16 protein-coding genes and 1 tRNA gene are annotated in these 14,749 nt (G+C 70.3%); 4 read left to right on the plus strand and 13 right to left on the minus strand.

All coding sequences use genetic code 11. From position 1 onward, the window contains the following. Positions 1–19: 19 nt before the first annotated feature. The 3 genes from ACFSC0_RS17850 to ACFSC0_RS17860 all read right to left on the minus strand — a co-directional run bounded on the left by ACFSC0_RS17850 (position 20) and on the right by ACFSC0_RS17860 (position 1,410). Positions 20–151 (minus strand): hypothetical protein, encoded by a 132-nt coding sequence (locus ACFSC0_RS17850; protein ID WP_377282221.1) that lies wholly within the window; start codon positions 149–151, stop codon positions 20–22. A 14-nt stretch (positions 152–165) separates the two neighbouring features. Further along, positions 166–579: a hypothetical protein gene (locus tag ACFSC0_RS17855; RefSeq protein ID WP_377282222.1), complete on the minus strand. Its 414-nt coding sequence runs from the start codon at positions 577–579 to the stop codon at positions 166–168. Positions 580–948: 369 nt separating this feature from the next. Continuing rightward, complete coding sequence (locus ACFSC0_RS17860) at positions 949–1,410, minus strand: phasin family protein (RefSeq protein ID WP_377282223.1); 462 nt, start codon at positions 1,408–1,410, stop codon at positions 949–951. A gap of 134 nt (positions 1,411–1,544) precedes the next feature. On the opposite strand from ACFSC0_RS17860, the gene ACFSC0_RS17865 reads away from it, so the two are divergent. Further along, on the plus strand, positions 1,545–2,762 hold the full coding sequence (locus ACFSC0_RS17865; RefSeq protein ID WP_377282224.1) for an LLM class flavin-dependent oxidoreductase: 1,218 nt from the start codon (positions 1,545–1,547) through the stop codon (positions 2,760–2,762). 136 nt (positions 2,763–2,898) lie between these two features. Here ACFSC0_RS17865 and ACFSC0_RS17870 read toward each other — a convergent pair whose 3' ends face one another. Further along, positions 2,899–3,210 (minus strand): hypothetical protein, encoded by a 312-nt coding sequence (locus ACFSC0_RS17870; protein WP_377282225.1) that lies wholly within the window; start codon positions 3,208–3,210, stop codon positions 2,899–2,901. 221 nt (positions 3,211–3,431) lie between these two features. Further along, a tRNA-Lys gene (locus tag ACFSC0_RS17875) sits at positions 3,432–3,506 on the minus strand. A 125-nt stretch (positions 3,507–3,631) separates the two neighbouring features. Here ACFSC0_RS17875 and ACFSC0_RS17880 point away from each other — a divergent pair. After that, positions 3,632–4,279, plus strand: a complete 648-nt coding sequence (locus ACFSC0_RS17880) for a hypothetical protein (protein ID WP_377282226.1) — start codon at positions 3,632–3,634, stop codon at positions 4,277–4,279. A gap of 57 nt (positions 4,280–4,336) precedes the next feature. Here the strand turns inward: ACFSC0_RS17880 and tgt are convergent, their stop codons facing one another. Both tgt and queA read right to left on the minus strand, forming a co-directional pair. After that, entirely contained in the window at positions 4,337–5,443 is a 1,107-nt protein-coding gene (gene tgt / locus ACFSC0_RS17885) for a tRNA guanosine(34) transglycosylase Tgt (RefSeq protein WP_377282227.1), read from the minus strand. After that, positions 5,443–6,519: a tRNA preQ1(34) S-adenosylmethionine ribosyltransferase-isomerase QueA gene (gene queA / locus ACFSC0_RS17890; RefSeq protein WP_377282228.1), complete on the minus strand. Its 1,077-nt coding sequence runs from the start codon at positions 6,517–6,519 to the stop codon at positions 5,443–5,445. Before queA ends, tgt begins: the two co-directional genes overlap by 1 nt. A gap of 81 nt (positions 6,520–6,600) precedes the next feature. Here queA and ACFSC0_RS17895 point away from each other — a divergent pair, with 81 nt between their 5' ends. Both ACFSC0_RS17895 and ACFSC0_RS17900 read left to right on the plus strand, forming a co-directional pair. After that, positions 6,601–7,560: an endonuclease/exonuclease/phosphatase family protein gene (locus tag ACFSC0_RS17895; RefSeq protein WP_377355238.1), complete on the plus strand. Its 960-nt coding sequence runs from the start codon at positions 6,601–6,603 to the stop codon at positions 7,558–7,560. A gap of 63 nt (positions 7,561–7,623) precedes the next feature. Continuing rightward, positions 7,624–8,628: an aldo/keto reductase gene (locus ACFSC0_RS17900; protein ID WP_377282230.1), complete on the plus strand. Its 1,005-nt coding sequence runs from the start codon at positions 7,624–7,626 to the stop codon at positions 8,626–8,628. Positions 8,629–8,761: 133 nt separating this feature from the next. On the opposite strand, the gene ACFSC0_RS17905 is transcribed toward ACFSC0_RS17900, so the two are convergent. The 6 genes from ACFSC0_RS17905 to gyrA form a co-directional block, all read right to left on the minus strand. Continuing rightward, the gene (locus ACFSC0_RS17905; RefSeq protein WP_377282231.1) at positions 8,762–9,229 is read right to left on the minus strand and encodes a hypothetical protein; all 468 of its coding nucleotides are present in this window, start codon (positions 9,227–9,229) and stop codon (positions 8,762–8,764) included. A gap of 8 nt (positions 9,230–9,237) precedes the next feature. After that, on the minus strand, positions 9,238–9,795 hold the full coding sequence (locus ACFSC0_RS17910) for an HD domain-containing protein (protein WP_377282232.1): 558 nt from the start codon (positions 9,793–9,795) through the stop codon (positions 9,238–9,240). Next, positions 9,779–10,258 (minus strand): peptidylprolyl isomerase, encoded by a 480-nt coding sequence (locus ACFSC0_RS17915; RefSeq protein ID WP_377282233.1) that lies wholly within the window; start codon positions 10,256–10,258, stop codon positions 9,779–9,781. The genes ACFSC0_RS17910 and ACFSC0_RS17915 overlap by 17 nt, the downstream gene beginning before the upstream one ends. Further along, positions 10,258–11,118: a peptidylprolyl isomerase gene (locus tag ACFSC0_RS17920; protein WP_377282234.1), complete on the minus strand. Its 861-nt coding sequence runs from the start codon at positions 11,116–11,118 to the stop codon at positions 10,258–10,260. Before ACFSC0_RS17920 ends, ACFSC0_RS17915 begins: the two co-directional genes overlap by 1 nt. A gap of 44 nt (positions 11,119–11,162) precedes the next feature. Beyond that, the gene (coaD, locus tag ACFSC0_RS17925) at positions 11,163–11,657 is read right to left on the minus strand and encodes a pantetheine-phosphate adenylyltransferase (protein WP_377282235.1); all 495 of its coding nucleotides are present in this window, start codon (positions 11,655–11,657) and stop codon (positions 11,163–11,165) included. Between the two features lie 242 nt (positions 11,658–11,899). Continuing rightward, positions 11,900–14,668 (minus strand): DNA gyrase subunit A, encoded by a 2,769-nt coding sequence (gene gyrA, locus ACFSC0_RS17930; protein WP_377282236.1) that lies wholly within the window; start codon positions 14,666–14,668, stop codon positions 11,900–11,902. Between the last annotated feature and the right edge of the window lie 81 nt (positions 14,669–14,749).

Raw genomic sequence — 14,749 nt, forward strand, 5'->3', positions numbered from 1 at the left:
TGCCGCCGACCCGGGGCGTCTACAAGGGCGAGGCGGAAAGCCGGCTGGGGGTGGGGGTGAAGCCTTCCTCAGCGCCGCGGCCCGGCGGCCCCGCCCCGCCGGCGGCTTCGACTACGAGCAGCAGCAGCAGCAGCAGCAGCAGCAGCAACAACAGCAGCAGTAGGCTCAGCGCGGCGGCGCCGTGGCGATCCGGACCACGGTCCGCGGCGGCGTCGGCAGGATGCGCCTGAGGCCGTAGATCCACCAGTGCGAGGCGTCGTACGAGACCTGCACCAGCAGGCCTTCGGGCCGGCGCTGCAGCGTGACGCGGCTGGCCTGGGCGCGCGCGTCTCCGGGAAGCCGGCGGGCGGCGGCGCGGCGGGCGAGCTCTTCCTGCACGCTGGGGTCGGCGCTGACCCGCACCGCCAACGCGCCTTCGTCGGCCGCCGCCTGCACCCGGCCGCTGAGCCACCAGTAGCCGCCCCACGCCGCCAGTTGGCCGGCGGCCAGCACCAGAGCCGGCGCGAACAGAAGCCATTGGAAACGCCTCAGGTTCAGCACGGCAAGGTTGAGGGCCAAGCGGCGGCGCAATTCAGACATGGCGACCTATTGCCGCAAACCGGGTAAACCGCGCGTAAAGGTTGTGAGCCTGAAGCCCGAGTACGGCGACCGGCCCGCACGGAGGTGGGGGTTGCGTGGGGCCACGGGCCGGCCGCCGCCCGCGCGCCGCCGAAGCCGGCGCCGGACGGCAAGCCAACATCCGGCCGCGGCCGAAGGTTCCCCTAGGTCAATCCAGGTCGGCTCGAACGGGATCGCCGGGTGCGCTCCCGCCGCCCGCCGCGTCCAACGTCTGGTTCAGAAGGCTGGACCACGATGCAGGCCCAAACAGGAGCATAAACAACCACATGCAACGCTTCCTTTCGTGGGAGCCTGAACGGCCGCCCACGCGGAGGCGTTCCTACGGCGCCGCTAGCGGGGCGGCTCCTGGCCCGTCCGGTCGGCGGCCGCGCTGAGGGGCTTGAGCGAGGCGTTGACGATGTCGCCCATGGCCTGCGAGGCGCGCCGCAGCTCGTTCACATAGGCCTCCATCGCCGCCTTGTTGTAGGCGCTCTGAGCCTCGATCACCTCCTGCGGGCTGCGGGCGGCGGCCAGCGCCTGGGCCGCGCGGGCCTGGTGCTCCATCATCTGGCGGGCGTAGTCGGCGGCGTGGGCGGCCAGCTCCTGCGCCCCCTGGGCGGCGGCCGTGACGCTGGCGACCATCGCCTCGAGGGTGCGGCGCCCCTGGGCGTCCATCTCCTGGAAGGTGGCCATCGGCCCGTCGAAACCGGGCATGAACGAGCGCCGCTCGGCGCCGCCGCCCGCGGCCGATGCGCCCGCGCCGTCAGCCGATGTCGCGCCCGGACCGGGCGTGGGGTTTGCGGGGTCTGCCATGATCATTCCTCCCAGTATCGCCCGATAACGGACGGGACCCCGCTTCGCTCCACCAAGCGACGGATTCGCGGCAGGTTGACCGAACGTCGATACGCAGCCCTACTTTCCGCAAAGGAAAGAGAGGGAACGCGACCATGAAGTTCGGCATCTTCTACGAGCTGCAGCTGCCCAGGCCGTGGGGGCCGGACGACGAATGGCGCCTCTACAACAACGCCCTCGACCAGCTCGAGCTGGCCGACAAGCTGGGCTACGACTACGCCTGGGAGGTCGAGCACCACTTCCTGGAGGAGTATTCCCACTCCTCCGCCCCGTCGGTGTTCTTCGGCGCGGCCAGCCAGCGGACCAAGAACATCCGCCTGGGCCACGGCATCTACCAGCTGACCACCAACCATCCGGCCAAGGTCGCGGCCAACGTCGCGGCCCTGGACCTCTTGTCCAACGGCCGCGTCGACCTCGGCATGGGCGAGAGCGCCTCGATCACCGAGCTCGAGCCGTTCGACGTGCCGTTCAAGGAGAAGCGCGAGATCTTCGAGGACGCGGTGCGCTGCATGGTCCCGATGTTCACCTCGCCGAACCACAAATACCACGGGCGCTACTTCGACTTCCCCGCCCGCAACGTGCTGCCGAAGCCGCGGCAGAAGCCGCACCCGCCGCTGTGGACCGCCTGCTCCCAGCTGCCGACCATCGCCTACGCCGGCGAGAAGGGACTAGGCGCCCTGGGCTTCCAGTTCGTCAGCGCCGATGCGGCCCACGCCTGGGTGCACGCCTACTACAACGGCATGACCAAGCGGCTCGACCGGCTGGCCGACTATCCGGTCAACCCGAACATCGCGCTGGTCTCGATGTTCATGTGCGCCAGGACCGACGAGGAGGCGCGCCAGAAGGCGGACGGGGCGACCTTCTTCCAGTTCTGCCTCAGGTTCTACAACTCGGCCGACCGCAAGCGGCCCGCGCCCGGCGAGGTCGACATGTGGGTCGAGTACAACAAGTGGAAACAGGCCAATCCCGAGGCCGCGGAGAACGCCCTCTCGGGTGGCCTGATCGGCAGCCCCGAGACCCTGCGCCGGAAGCTGCGCAAGTTCGAGCAGAGCCACATCGACCAGGTGATCCTGCTCAACCAGGCCGGCCGCAACAGTCACCAGGACATCTGCGACTCGCTGGAGCTGTTCGCCGAGGAGGTGATGCCCGAGTTCCACGCCAACGTACCCGCGCACGAGGAGTGGAAGGCCAAGGTGATGGCCCGCGAGATCGAACTGGAGGAGATCGATACCGCCGCCTTCACCGCCCGCTACGGCGCCAAGTCGGTGGACCTGACGAAGGCGCCTGTGCCGGCCAAGGCGCCGGCGGAGTAACGGCTCCGCCAGCACCGTCATCCCGGCCGGAAGCCCGCTTCGGCGGGCTGGAGAGCCGGGACCCAGAAAACTGGCGCAGATGCTGGGCCCCGGATCGGCCTTGCAGGCCGTCCGGGACGACGACGATCGAGGCGCTCTAGTCCTTCTTCGCCCGCTGCCGCGCCACCAGCAGCGAGACAAGCGCCGCCGCGGCCACGGCGACGGCCGTCGCGGTCGCCGCCGGGTGCTTCCTGACCGTCTCGGTCGCGCCCTTGGCGAGCGCCTTGGACTGCTCCTTGGCCTGGACGGTCAGCTGCTGAGCCGCCTGGGAGAGGGCCTCGGCCGCCCGCGCGATCGCCTCCTCGGCCTCGTCGCCGCTCTTGGCGGTGGCCGTCTTCAGGTTGCGGGTGATCTCCTTGAGGTTGGTCTCAAGGTCGGAGGCGACGGACTTGATCAGCGATCTGGCCAAAGGGGGTGCTCCTCGCAGGCGTTCGCCCGCGATGCTGCGCAATTCCTGGGCGAGGGCAAGCCCTGGCGGCCGAGCTCAGGTCGCGAACAGACTGTCGCACCCTTAACCATATGGAATTTGCGCCGTTGTCAGCTCGCCGAAAGCAGCTCACCATCCCTCCCGCCGCCCGGGGGCGCCGAAAGTGGGAGCGTGTCGTCTGCCGCCTTTCGCACGACAGAGCTTGGTAGGCCGGGTGAGGATCGAACTCACGACCATTCGATTAAAAGTCGAATGCTCTACCACTGAGCTACCGGCCCATGGCGCGGCGCGAAAGCGCGCCGGCCGAAGCGGCGCGGACCTTAGGGCCGAGGCCGCGTCGCGGCAAGGCGCGAACGGGAGCCACGGCAAGCCTCGCGCATTATCCCCCTTGGGAGGATCAAAAATGAAGCGCACCCTTGCCGTGTCTGTAGCCTGCGGGGGAGCGCTCGCCGCCCTCGCCTGCCCCGCCGCAGGCCAGACCCTCAAGACCGCCGAAGACGCCCAGAAGAGTTCGCTCACGCACGCGATCACCGCGCCGCTGCGGGACGTGAACCTGATGCGCAGCAAGATCCCCGTGGTGCTGAAGGACGCCCTCGACGATCCCTACCGCCGGCCGGTTCCGGCCAATTGCTCCGGCATCATCCACGAGGTCACCCAGCTCAACGACGCCCTGGGCGACGACCTCGACGCCGACAATGTGAAGAAGGTGACGATGAGCGGCCGGGCCAAGGAAGAGGCCCTGAACGCCATCGCCGGCCTGGCCTCCGACGTGATCCCGTTCCGTGGATGGGTCCGGAAGATCACCGGCGCCGAAAAGCACGACAAGACCGTGCAGCAGTCCATCGCCGCCGGCGCCGTCCGCCGGGCTTATCTGAAGGGCCTGGGCGAGGCGCGCGGCTGCAACCCGCCGGGCACGCCGATGCACAAGCCGCTGGCTGACGCGCCCGTGCTGACCGAGAACGACGTGACCGCGCCGCCGGCGGTGCTGACCAAGCAGCAGGCCGCCCCGATCCAGAAGATCGACGTGAACCAGACCTTCGCGCCCCACTGACCCCCAATCCCGGCGATGGCCGGGGTGAGCGGGGTGCAGGGGCGGCCAGGCGCCTGCCTACTGTCTGGCGGCGAAGTCCTTGCGGAAGGCGTCCAGCCGCCCTTCGGCGATCGCCTGCCTGAGCGCGGCCATGAGGCCCTCGAAGAAGGCGACGTTGTGCCAGGAGAGCAGCACCTGGCCGAGGATCTCGTCCGCCCTCACCAGATGGTGCAGGTAGGCCTTGGAATAGGCTGACGAGGCCGGGCATGGGCTGGCCTCGTCCAGCGGGGCCTCGTCCTCGGCGAAGCGGGCGTTCTTCAGGTTGATCGGCCCGTCCCAGGTCCAGGCCTGGCCGTGGCGGCCGGACCTCGTCGGCAGCACGCAGTCGAACATGTCGACGCCGCGGGCCACCGCTTCGACGATGTCGATGGGCTTGCCGACGCCCATCAGGTAGCGCGGCCGCTCGTCCGGCAGCATGGCCGGGGCGAAGTCCAGCACCTCGCACATGGCCGCGTGGCCCTCGCCCACCGCCAGCCCGCCGATCGCGTAGCCGTCGAAGCCGATCTCGATCAGCCGCTCGGCGCTCTCCCTGCGCAGGGGTTCGTAGACCGAGCCCTGCTGGATGCCGAACAGGGCCTGCGTATCGCGCGCGCCGAACGCGGCCTTGCAGCGCTCGGCCCATCGCGCGGAAAGGCGCATCCCCTCGGCCGCGCGCGGCTCTTCGGCCGGCCAGGCGACGCACTCGTCGAGTTGCATGACGATGTCCGAACCCAGCAGGTCGGCCTGGATCTCGATGGAGCGTTCCGGCGAAAGCACGTGACGCGAGCCGTCCAGGTGGCTCTGGAAGGTGACCGCCTCCTCCTTGACCTTGGAGATCTTGGACAGGCTCATCACCTGGAAACCGCCGGAGTCGGTCAGGATCGGCCCGTCCCAGCGCATGAACTTGTGCAGCCCGCCGAGCCGCGCCACCCGCTCCGCCGTGGGCCGCAGCATCAGGTGGTAGGTGTTGCCCAGGATGATGTCGGCCTGCGCCTGGCGGACCTGGTCGACCGTCAGCGCCTTGACGGTGCCGGCGGTGCCGACGGGCATGAAGGCGGGCGTGCGGATCTCGCCGCGCGGGGTTTGGATCATCCCCGTGCGGGCCCGCCCGTCGCGGGCGTCGATGCGGAAGGGAAAGGCCGCCATCAGGCCGCCCGCCACAGCAGGCTGCCGTCGCCGTAGGAATAGAAGCGGTAGCCCGTCTCGACCGCGTGCGCATAGGCGGCCCGCATCCGCTCCAGGCCCGCGAACGCGCTCACCAGCATGAACAGGGTCGATTTCGGCAGGTGGAAGTTGGTCATAAGCCCGTCGGCGATGCGGAAACGGTAGCCCGGGGTGATGAAGATGGCGGTCTCTCCGGAGAAGGGCGCGAGCCGGCCATCCTCCGCCGCCGCCGACTCCAGCAGCCGCAGGGAGGTGGTGCCGACGCAGACGATCCGTCCGCCGGCCGCGCGGGTGGCGTTGATCTCCTCGGCGGTCGCTGCGGCGACCTCGCCCGACTCCGCGTGCATCCGGTGCTCGGCGACGTTGTCCGTCTTCACGGGCAGGAAGGTGCCGGCGCCCACGTGCAAGGTGACGAAGGAGAGGCCGACGCCCATCTCGCGCAGACTCCCCAGCAGGGTCTCGGTGAAGTGCAGGCCCGCCGTCGGCGCGGCGACCGATCCCTCGGTCTCGGCGTACACCGTCTGGTAGTCGCGCCGGTCCTGCTCGTCCTCCCCCCGCTTGGCGGCGATGTAGGGCGGCAGGGGCATGGCGCCGCGCTCGGCGATGGCCGCGTCCAGGTCGGGGCCGGAAAGATCGAAGCTCAGCGTGACCTCGCCGCCCTCCCCCTTCTCCTTGACGGTCGCGTCGAGGGCGGTGAGCAGGCAGGCGCGGTCGGCGCCCTCGCCGAACGAGACGCGGTCGCCGACGGCCAGCCGCTTGCCGGGCTTCATGAACGCCGTCCAGCGGTGCGGCGCCAGGCGCCGGTGCAGGGTCGCCTCCACCATCACCACCGAATCTCCACGGATCCTGCGCCCCTTCAGCCGTGCGGGGATCACACGCGTGTCGTTGAACACCAGCCGGTCGCCCGGCCTCAGCAGCCTGGGCAGGTCGCGGACGATCAGGTCCTCGAACGGGCCGGAGGGAGGCACATGCAGCAGCCGCGCCGAATCCCTGGGACTCGCGGGCCGGAGCGCGATGCGGTCCTCGGGCAGGTGGAAGTCGAAATCGGAAAGCTGCATCGGGGCCCGGTCAAGCGCATGGCGGCCGGGGCGCGTCAAGCGGGGGCGTGGTACAGGCCGGCCATGGGGGCCTTGCGACTCGTGCTGATCCGGATGGCGGCGGCGCTCGCCCTGGCGATGGTGGTCACCGGGGCGTTCGCCGCCCTGGCGGCCCACGGCGGGCGCGTCTCCGACCGGCTCGACGTGGCCGCCCACTTCGCCCCGATCCAGCTGTGGATGGTGCTGGCCGGCGCCGCCCTGACGCTGCTGACGCCGAGGAGCCGCCTGAGGGCCGCGACGGTGGGGATCGCGGCGGTGGGCGCGCCGCTCGCCCTGCTGCTCGTCTGGCCCGAGCTGACCCGCGCCGAAAGCCGGGCGCCGGCCGGCGCGGAGGCCGACCTGAAGCTGATCCAGTTCAACATCTGGGGCGGCCGCAACCGCGACCTGGAGGGTACGCTCGACTGGCTCTACGCCCAGGACGCCGACGTGGTGGTGATGCAGGAGGTCAAGCCGCGCGTCCTGGATGCGGTGGCGCGACGCGGCGGCTATCACGTCACCTGCGAGCGCCGCTACCGCTGCCAGACGGTGATCCTGAGCAGAGCCCCGCCGCTGGAGACCGGGGTGCCCGATGTGACGCGGCGCGCCCATCCCTCGTCGGCGCGCGCCACGCTGCCCCTGCCGGACGGCTCGCGCTTCACGGTCGTCGGCGTGCACTACACCTGGCCGATCCCGGCCGGGCCGCAGCAGGCGCAGGGGCGGGAGCTGTCGGCGACCCTCGGCCAGTTCCCGAAGGAGCGTCTGATCGTCTCCGGCGACTTCAACTCCACGCCCTGGTCGTTCAGCCGTCGGCGGGAGGACCGCGACTTCGGTCTGGAACGGCGCACGCGGATGCTGTTCAGCTGGCCGGCGGCCCGGCCGGCCGGGGCGGCCTCACCCCTGCCCTTCCTGCCCATAGACCACGTCTACGCAGGGCCTGCCTGGCGCACCGTCAGCGTCGAGCGTGGGCCGCGCCTCGGATCCGACCACTACCCGGTCGTCGTCCGGCTCGCTCTGGCCCCTTGACGCCTCCTCCGCACGGGCGTTCCTGACGGGCTTCCCGGAAAGCAACAGGTGCGGAGGTCCTCCATGGACAAGCGGCGCGTCGGTCCCTTCGAAGTCTCGGCCATCGGGCTGGGCTGCATGAGCCTGTCGCACGCCTACGGCTCGCCGCCGCCGAGGGAACAGGCCGAGCAGGTGCTGCTGGGCGCCCTGGACGCCGGCTACACCTTCTTCGACACCGCCGCCGTCTACGGCCTCGGCCATAACGAGACCCTGGTGGGCGAGGTGCTGGGCCCGCATCGCGACAGGTTCGTGCTGGCCTCCAAGTGCGGCATGACCGTCGGCGACAAGCGCGAGATCAACGGCCGGCCGGAGAACCTGAAGGCCACCTGCGAGGACAGCCTGCGCCGTCTGAAGACGGAGGTCATCGACCTCTACTACCTGCACCGCTGGGACCGCCGGGTGCCGATCGAGGAGAGCGTCGGCGCGCTCGCCGACCTGGTGCGCGAGGGCAAGATCCGCTCCATCGGCCTCTCGGAAGTCTCGGCCGACACCCTGCGCCGGGCCCATGCCGTGCACCCGATCGCGGCGATCCAGACCGAGTACTCTCCCTGGACCCGCAACCCCGAGGTCGCCGTGCTCGACGCCTGCCGCGAGCTCGGCGTGACCTTCGTCGCCTTCAGCCCGGTGGCCCGCGGCTTCCTGGCCGGCGGCGTGCGCGACGTCTCGAAGCTCGAGCCCGGCGACATCCGGCTGAACATGCCGAGGTTCCAGGGCGAGAACTTCGCCGCCAACCTCAAGCTGCTGGAGCGTTTCGAGGCGCTGGCCCGCGAGGCCGGCTGCACGCCGGCACAGCTTTGCCTCGCCTGGCTGCTGCACAAGGACGAGACCATCGTCCCGATCCCCGGCACGACCAGCCCCGACCACATGCGCGAGAACGCCGCCGCCGCTCAGGTGCGGCTCTCGGCCGAGGTGATGGCCCGCATCGACGAACTGGTGAACCCGAAGACCGTCGCCGGCCCCCGCTACAGCGCCGCGCTGCAGGCCAACATCGACACCGAGCTGCTGCCCGGCGAGCTGGAGCCGGCGTGATCTAGACCTCTCCCCCCGCTAGAGCCGCTACGGTGACTGGTTGGCCGCCAAACGGCCGACCTGTCACCTCTCTCCGCGCCGGGTGACAGGTAGCGCCGGTGGCGCAACCGGTCACCGGATCGCACTGGAGGGTCTACTCCAACGCCTTGCGCGCCTTCTTGAGGTCCGCGTCCAACCTGTCCCGCTGGGCGGCGTAGTTGCGCGCCTCGAGGGCCTCGCGGGCGTTCAACTCCTCGCGGGCGGCGGCGATCTCGGCGCAGGCGGTGCGGTGGGTTTCCTCGAGCGAGGCGAGCCGGGCTTCGAGGTCGGCGACGCGCTTCAGGGCGGCGGGCGACGGGCCCTTCTTCTTCGGCTTGGCGGCCTTGGCGGGCTTGAGCTTGGCGAGCGCCTCGCGGGAGCCGGCCGGGCGGCGGAGCACCTCGCCGGGCCGGGCCAGGGCGGCCTCCACCACCGCGGGATCGTCCGTCTCGCGCGCCGCGCCGGACTTGAACAGATCCTGATGGACGCCCCAGGCCGCCAGCGCCTTGGCCTTGGAGCTGACGGCGACGACATAGTCGGTGAGCCCGTCGGAGGTGACGAAGACCTTCAGCCGGGGGGCCATGGCGTCCTCTAGGCGAGCGTTGCGAGCTCCCGGGCGAGATTCTCGCGCGCCTGGACCTCGAAGCGGGCGCCCAAGCCGGGATCGGGAAAGATAACCGGCGCATCGAGGAAGCGTTGCAACACGCGGCTGCGGCCGGAGCGCCAGAGCGCGTCCGGCACATGGGCGTACTCCTGCCGGACGGCGCGGGCGTAAGCGTCGTAGTCGGCCGGCGGTGCGCCAAGGATCGCCAGGTCGACGGAGACCAGGACGGCGCCCAGCCGATCGCCCGGCTCCACCGCGTGGCCGGCGGTCAACCGGATCAGCCGCGCGACCTCGGCGCGGTCCGCCGGGCTCACGTCCATCGCAGCCAGGTCCGCCTCGGCCAGTTCGGCGCTACGGGCCTCGTTGTCCGACGCCTTCGGATCGTAGACCGCGTCGTGCCACCAGATCGCCCAGGTGAGCAGGCGCCGCGCGTCCGCCGACAGCCCCTGGACCTCGTCCAGGAGCTTCAGGCAGGCCTCGATGTGGGCGCGGGTGTGGTAGCGCCGGTGCGGCTCGGCGTAGGCGGCCTCAAGCCTGGGCTTCAATGTCCGCCAGCACCTTCATCGAGACGATGCGGCCCGGGTTCCTCGGCGGCTCGCCCTTGGGCAGGGCGTCGACGTGCTCCATGCCCTCGATCACCTCGCCCCAGACGGTGTACTGGCGGTCGAGGAAGGTGGCGTCGTCGAAGCAGATGAAGAACTGGCTGTTGGCCGAGTTCGGGTTGTTGGTGCGGGCCATCGAGCAGGCGCCGCGCACGTGGTGGGCGTCGGTGAACTCGGCGTTCAGGTTCGGCTTGTCCGAGCCGCCCGAGCCGGTGCCGGTGGGATCGCCGCCCTGGGCCATGAAGCCGGGGATCACCCGGTGGAACTTCACCCCGTCGTAGAAGCCCTCGCGCGCCAGCTCCTTGATGCGGGCCACGTGGTTGGGGGCGAGATCCGGGCGGAGCTTGATCCTCACCGGCCCGCTTTCGAGCTCCATGATCAGGAAATTCTCGGGGTCCTGGGCCATCACTTCACCTCCACGGGGAGTTCCACATCGCAAGCGTTGAAATCGGGGCCCTTGAGGGCCTTCAGCCGCGCCACCTCGGCCGTCAGCCACGGGCTCTTCGTGTCAACCACGCGGACCTTCGGTCGTTCCGCCTCGGGGATGTCGGCAAGGACGCGCACCTTCTGCATCTCATCCTGCGGCGGGGCGACCGGCTCGCCGGTCTTGATCGCCCGCACCACCTCAAGGCCCGAGATCACCCGGCCCCATACGGTGTAGCGCTGCTCGAGCGCCGGGTACTTGGCGCGCATCAGGAAGAATTGGCTGTTGGCGGAATTGGGATCGCCGCCCCGCGCCATGCCCGCGACGCCCGGGCAGTAGAGGCCGAAGGCGGTGACCTTGCCGTCGACGGTGGCGGCCGCCATCCAGGCGTTCTGGCTGCGAACCGGGACGGGCCCGACGAATCCGATCTCGCTGACCGCGTCGGCGTGCACCTTGACCATCTCGGAGGGCGCGATGCGAAGCGTGAACTCGGCCGGCAGGTCCGGCAGGGCCGAGCCGCCCTCCCCGGTGTCCAGCGGATCGCCGGTCTGGGCCATGAAGCCGTCGATGACGCGGAAGAACCTGCGCCCGTCGTAGAGGCCCTGCCGGGTGAGCGTGCGGATGCGCTCGGCGTGCTGGGGCGCCACCTGCGGGACGATCTCCACCAGGATGCGGCCCTTGTTGGTGTCGATCACCAGCACGTTCTGCGGATCGGGCGTGCGCCAGTCGCCGGGACCGGGCGCCGCCGGCTGGGCGGCGGGCGCGGGCGGCTTGGGCTGGGCCAGGGCGGGGGCGGCGGCGAGCGAGAGCGCGCACGCGCCCAGGACGAGGGCTCGGATCATGGGCGCTACTGGTAGCGGGCGTCGCGGGGCTAGGCCAGCGGCGCTCAGCGCGCGGCGACCTTTTCCTTCAGCCGGGCCTCGATGCGGGGGCTGACGAACCTGTTCACCTCGCCGCCGAGCACGGCGATCTCCTTCACCAGCTTGGAGGCGATCGCCTGATGGCGCGGGTCGGCCATCAGGAAGACGGTCTCGATCTCGCGGTCCAGCTGCTGGTTCATCGCCGTCATCTGGAACTCGAACTCGAAGTCCGCCACGGCCCGCAGGCCGCGGACGATGACGCTGGCCCCGACCTCCCGGGCGAAGTGCATCAAGAGGCCCTCGAAGGGCTCGACGACGATCTCGGCGGTGGAATTCAGATGCTCGGTCTCGGCGCGGACCATCTCGACCCGCTCGTCGAGGGAGAACATCGGGCCCTTGCCCTGGTTGATCGCGACGCCCAGGACCAGCTTGTCCACCAGCTTCACGGCCCGGCCGATGATGTCCAGGTGGCCGTTGTGCATCGGGTCGAAGGTGCCCGGATAGAGACCGATACGCGTCATAAAGGGCGTTCCCCCTGAGCTCTCCCCCTGCGGCAATGGCCTAGCCGGGCGCCATTAGGCAAGCCGTTTCTTGCTCAGAGGGAGCTTCCCTCCTCTTCCCTCCCCTTCAGGGGAGGGTGGCCCGGAGCGTAGCGACGGGACGGGTGGGGAAGTGAGGCGAGCCTCCGGCGTCGGGGATGTCCGCGCCTCCCCCGCCCCGGTCGGCTTCGCCGACTCGGCCCTCCCCTGAGGGGGAGGGAAAGCTACTCGTCGGTCGGCGCAGGCGGCTCTTCGCCCACCACGCCCTCTTCCGGCTCGTCGCCGGCGTCGGCGAGGCGCTCGACGGAGACGACGTGCTCGTCGGCGGACTTGCGGAAGATGGTGACGCCCTGGGTGTTGCGGCCGGCCACCCGGACCTGCCGGACCGGGGTGCGGATCAGCTGGCCCTGGTCGGTGACCAGCAGGATCTGGTCGGCGTCCTCGATCGGGAAGGAGGCGACCAGCCGCCCGCCGCGCTTCGAGAGGTCCTGGGCCATCAGCCCCTGGCCGCCGCGGCCGGTCCGCCGGTACTCGTAGGCGCTGGTCCGCTTGCCGAAGCCTTCCGACGAGACGGTGAGGATGAACTCCTCGGCCGCGCCCAGCGCCGCGATGCGCTCGGGCGGCATGGGGGCGAGGCCCTCCTCTTCCCCGGCCTCGTCGTCCTCGGGCGCGGATTCCTCCGGCTGCTCGCCGAGCTCGGCCGCGCGCATGGCTCTGCTGTGCTTGAGGTAGGCGGCCCGTTCGGCAGGGCTGGCCTCGACCGAGCGCAGGATGGCCATGGAGATGACCTGGTCGCCGTCGGCCAGGCGCACGCCGCGCACGCCGGTGGAGTCACGGCCGGCGAACACCCGCACCTCCTCCACCGAGAAGCGGATGCAGCGCCCCAGCGCCGTGGTCAGCAGCACGTCGTTCTCACGCGTGCAGACGCAGACCCCGATGATCGAGTCGCCCTCGTCGAGCTTCATGGCGATCTTGCCGTTGCGGCGGATGTCGATGAAGTCGGAGAGCTTGTTGCGGCGGACGTTCCCCGAGCGGGTGGCGAACATCACGTCGTACTGGTCCCAGGTCGCCTCGTCCTCCGGCAGCGGCAGGATGGAGGTGATGGTCTCGCCGGGCTCGATCGGCAGGATGTTGACGAACGCCTTGCCGCGGCTGGTCGGCGTGCCCACCGGCAGGCGCCAGACCTTCAGCTTGTAGGCCTTGCCGCCGGACGAGAAGAACAGCACCGGCGTGTGGGTGTTGGCCGAGAACACCCGGGTGACGGCGTCCTCTTCCTTGGTGGCCATGCCCGAGCGGCCTTTGCCGCCCCGGTGCTGGGTCCGGTAGATGTTGAGCGGGGTGCGCTTGACGTAGCCCGAGTGGGTCACGGTGATGACCATGTCCTCGCGGGCGATCAGGTCCTCGTCCTCGACGTCGGCGTCGCCTTCGACGATGTCCGTCCGGCGCGGCACGGCGTAGGCGTTGCGGACCTCCACCAGCTCTTCGCGGACGATGGCCATCACCCGCTCGCGCGAGGACAGGATGTCGAGGTGGCCCTGGATGACGGCCGCCAGCTCGCGCGCTTCGCCGAAGATCTCGTCGCGGCCGAGGCCGGTCAGGCGAGACAGGGTCAGCGCCAGGATCGCCCTCGCCTGCTCGTCGGTCAGCCGGATGCGGTCGCCCTCGACCAGCACCGTGCGCGGGTCGGCGATCAGGTCGACGAGGGGCATCATGTCGCCGGTCGGCCAGGCCTCGGCGATCAGCCGCTCGCGGGCCTCGGCCGGGTCCTTAGACGAACGGATGATGTGGATCACCTCGTCGATGTTGGCGACGGCGATGGCCAGGCCGACCAGCACGTGGCCGCGGTCGCGGGCCTTGGCGAGTTCGAACTTGGTCCGGCGGACGACGACTTCCTCGCGGAAATCGACGAAGGCCGTGATCATCTCCTTCAGGCCCATCTGCTGGGGCCGGCCGCGGTTGAGCGCCAGCATGTTGACCCCGAACGAGGTCTGCAGAGGGGTGAAGCGGTAGAGCTGGTTGAGCAGGACTTCGGCGCTGGCCTCGCGCTTCATCTCGACGACGACGCGCATGCCGTCGCGGTCGGATTCGTCGCGCAGGTCGGCGACGCCCTCGATGCGCTTCTCGCGCACCAGCTCGGCGATCCGCTCGACCAGGGCGGCCTTGTTCACCTGGTAGGGGATGGCGGTGATGACGATCGCCTCGCGGTCCTTGCGGACCTCCTCGATGGTCGCCTTGCCGCGCATCACCACCGACCCGCGGCCGGTCATCAGCGCCTGGCGCGCGCCGGTCCGGCCGATGATCTCGCCGCCGGTCGGGAAGTCGGGGCCGGGGACGATGTCCAGCAGCTCGTCGAGGCCGACGTCGGGGTTGTCGATCAGCGCCAGGCAGGCGTCGACCACTTCGCCGAGGTTGTGCGGCGGGATGTTCGTCGCCATGCCGACGGCGATGCCGCCGGCGCCGTTGACCAGCAGGTTGGGGACGCGCGAGGGCAGCACCACCGGCTCGTGCTCGGAGCCGTCGTAGTTGTCCTTGAAGTCGACCGTGTCCTTGTCGAGGTCGGCCAGGATCGACATGGCCGCCCGAGTCAGCCGGCACTCGGTGTAGCGCATGGCCGCTGGCGGATCGTTGTCCACCGAGCCGAAGTTGCCCTGGCCGTCGATCAGCAGCAGCCCCATCGAGAACGGCTGGGCCATCCGCACCAGGGTGTCGTAGATCGCGACGTCGCCGTGCGGGTGATACTTACCCATCACGTCGCCGACCACGCGGGCCGACTTCACGTAGCCGCGGTCGGGGGTATGCCCCTGCTCGTTCATCGAGAACAGGATGCGCCGGTGCACGGGCTTGAGGCCGTCGCGCACGTCGGGCAGCGCCCGGCTGACGATGACGCTCATGGCGTAGTCGAGGTAGCTGCGCTTCAGCTCGTCCTCGATGGCGATAGGGGCGATGCCCCCGCGCCGGCCGTCGTCCGGTGGGGTGGGGTTGTCTGCGCTCAAGGGTGGGATTTAGCCGTCAGAATCGGACACAGGAGATAGGGTCTCCGGGTATCATCCGAAAGCCGCAGACGCTAGGTTTCC

Origin of the sequence: Phenylobacterium terrae, assembly GCF_042681205.1 — a bacterium.
Classification (GTDB): domain Bacteria; phylum Pseudomonadota; class Alphaproteobacteria; order Caulobacterales; family Caulobacteraceae; genus Phenylobacterium; species Phenylobacterium terrae.

What these genes read in the sequence shown, in the direction of transcription:
- ACFSC0_RS17855 (WP_377282222.1), bottom strand. Translation starts at nt 579, where the DNA reads ATGTCTGAATTGCGCCGCCGCTTGGCCCTCAACCTTGCCGTGCTGAAC.
- ACFSC0_RS17860 (WP_377282223.1), bottom strand. Translation starts at nt 1,410, where the DNA reads ATGGCAGACCCCGCAAACCCCACGCCCGGTCCGGGCGCGACATCGGCT.
- ACFSC0_RS17865 (WP_377282224.1), top strand. Translation starts at nt 1,545, where the DNA reads ATGAAGTTCGGCATCTTCTACGAGCTGCAGCTGCCCAGGCCGTGGGGG.
- ACFSC0_RS17880 (WP_377282226.1), top strand. Translation starts at nt 3,632, where the DNA reads ATGAAGCGCACCCTTGCCGTGTCTGTAGCCTGCGGGGGAGCGCTCGCC.
- tgt (WP_377282227.1), bottom strand. Translation starts at nt 5,443, where the DNA reads ATGGCGGCCTTTCCCTTCCGCATCGACGCCCGCGACGGGCGGGCCCGC.
- queA (WP_377282228.1), bottom strand. Translation starts at nt 6,519, where the DNA reads ATGCAGCTTTCCGATTTCGACTTCCACCTGCCCGAGGACCGCATCGCG.
- ACFSC0_RS17900 (WP_377282230.1), top strand. Translation starts at nt 7,624, where the DNA reads ATGGACAAGCGGCGCGTCGGTCCCTTCGAAGTCTCGGCCATCGGGCTG.
- ACFSC0_RS17905 (WP_377282231.1), bottom strand. Translation starts at nt 9,229, where the DNA reads ATGGCCCCCCGGCTGAAGGTCTTCGTCACCTCCGACGGGCTCACCGAC.
- ACFSC0_RS17915 (WP_377282233.1), bottom strand. Translation starts at nt 10,258, where the DNA reads ATGGCCCAGGACCCCGAGAATTTCCTGATCATGGAGCTCGAAAGCGGG.
- ACFSC0_RS17920 (WP_377282234.1), bottom strand. Translation starts at nt 11,118, where the DNA reads ATGATCCGAGCCCTCGTCCTGGGCGCGTGCGCGCTCTCGCTCGCCGCC.
- coaD (WP_377282235.1), bottom strand. Translation starts at nt 11,657, where the DNA reads ATGACGCGTATCGGTCTCTATCCGGGCACCTTCGACCCGATGCACAAC.